Origin of the sequence: Arthrobacter liuii (assembly GCF_014639275.1) — a bacterium.
In the GTDB taxonomy this organism is placed as follows: Bacteria; Actinomycetota; Actinomycetes; order Actinomycetales; family Micrococcaceae; genus Arthrobacter; species Arthrobacter liuii.
Genome location: NZ_BMFW01000075.1, coordinates 1 through 1310, shown reverse-complemented (window position 1 = coordinate 1310; position 1310 = coordinate 1). Strand labels below are relative to the sequence as shown.

1 rRNA gene is annotated in these 1310 nt (G+C 54.2%); it reads left to right on the top strand.

The features are described 5' to 3' along the window. Positions 1–38 precede the first annotated feature (38 nt). A 23S ribosomal RNA gene (locus tag IEW19_RS23125) occupies positions 39–1310 on the top strand; the annotation flags it as partial.

Below are 1310 nucleotides of genomic sequence, written 5' to 3'. Positions count from 1 at the left end.
TTTCGTGGTTCTCTCGAAATTAGTTTTTTGATCTTTGTGGTCAAGTTTTTAAGAGCACACGGTGGATGCCTTGGCATTAGGAGCCGAAGAAGGACGTAGGAATCTGCGATAAGCCTGGGGGAGTCGATAACCGGACTGTGATCCCAGGGTGTCCGAATGGGGAAACCCCGCCAGGGGCGTGAGTTGCCTGGTGACCCGTACCTGAACACATAGGGTGCGTGGGGGGAACGCGGGGAAGTGAAACATCTCAGTACCCGCAGGAAGAGAAAACAATAGTGATTCCGTTAGTAGTGGCGAGCGAACGCGGATCAGGCTAAACCGTTCCATGTGTGAATAGCCGGCGGGCGTTGCATGGTCGGGGTTGTGGGACTTTCCATACCAGTTCTGCCGGGCTGGTGGGGTGTGATGTGCGCGCATAGGTGAACGGTTTTGAAAGGCCGGCCAGAGAGGGTGTTAGTCCCGTAACCGTAATGTGTTTGTGCCGCCTGTGAGAGTATCCCAAGTAGTACGGGGCCCGAGAAATCCCGTGCGAATCTGTCAGGACCACCTGATAAGCCTAAATACTCCCTAATGACCGATAGCGGACCAGTACCGTGAGGGAAAGGTGAAAAGTACCCCGGGAGGGGAGTGAAACAGTACCTGAAACCGTGTGCTTACAATCCGTCGGAGCCAGTCTGATTCTGGTGACGGCGTGCCTTTTGAAGAATGAGCCTGCGAGTTAGTGTTACGTCGCGAGGTTAACCCGTGTGGGGCAGCCGTAGCGAAAGCGAGTCTGAATAGGGCGTGTGAGTGGCGTGATCTAGACCCGAAGCGAAGTGATCTACCCATGGCCAGGTTGAAGCGACGGTAAGACGGCGTGGAGGACCGAACCCACTTCAGTTGAAAATGGAGGGGATGAGCTGTGGGTAGGGGTGAAAGGCCAATCAAACTTCGTGATAGCTGGTTCTCCCCGAAATGCATTTAGGTGCAGCGTTGCGTGTTTCTTGCTGGAGGTAGAGCTACTGGATGGCTAATGGGCCCTACAAGGTTACTGACGTCAGCCAAACTCCGAATGCCGGTAAGTGAGAGCGTGGCAGTGAGACTGTGGGGGATAAGCTTCATAGTCGAGAGGGAAACAGCCCAGACCACCAACTAAGGCCCCTAAGCGTGTGCTAAGTGGGAAAGGATGTGGAGTTGCGAAGACAACCAGGAGGTTGGCTTAGAAGCAGCCATCCTTAAAAGAGTGCGTAATAGCTCACTGGTCAAGTGATTCCGCGCCGACAATGTAGCGGGGCTCAAGTACACCGCCGAAGTTGTGGCATTCAAGCATG